The 239-nt window shown below is 46.4% G+C and carries 1 protein-coding gene; it reads left to right on the top strand.

Annotated elements, in window-relative coordinates; genetic code table 11:
• A partial coding sequence (locus tag NE619_RS18465) for a hypothetical protein (RefSeq protein ID WP_256133919.1) occupies positions 1-239 on the top strand: 239 nt, incomplete at both ends.

The raw sequence follows: 239 nt of genomic DNA, 5'->3' as shown, positions 1-239 counted from the left end.
ATATGACGCAGTTTAACACGCCGGGGCTTGTCAATCTTTTCGGTACGGCGACCAGCGATATTGGGCAGATGGTACTGGGGGAAATTGCAAGTACGGCTAGAAAACAGCAAAGAGAAGAAAAAACTGTTCGTACCTTTGCAAGAACGAAGCAAGAGGAATACAATCAAACCATACCAAGCGACACGACAAAAGAAAGGAGCCAGAGCCATGATGAAACTCACATACAGCAAACAGGGCGA

Origin of the sequence: Anaerovorax odorimutans (assembly GCF_024459955.1) — a bacterium.
In the GTDB taxonomy this organism is placed as follows: Bacteria; Bacillota; Clostridia; order Peptostreptococcales; family Anaerovoracaceae; genus Hominibacterium; species Hominibacterium odorimutans_A.
Note: the sequence above shows the minus strand (reverse complement) of the source record. Positions and strands in the feature narration are given on the sequence as shown.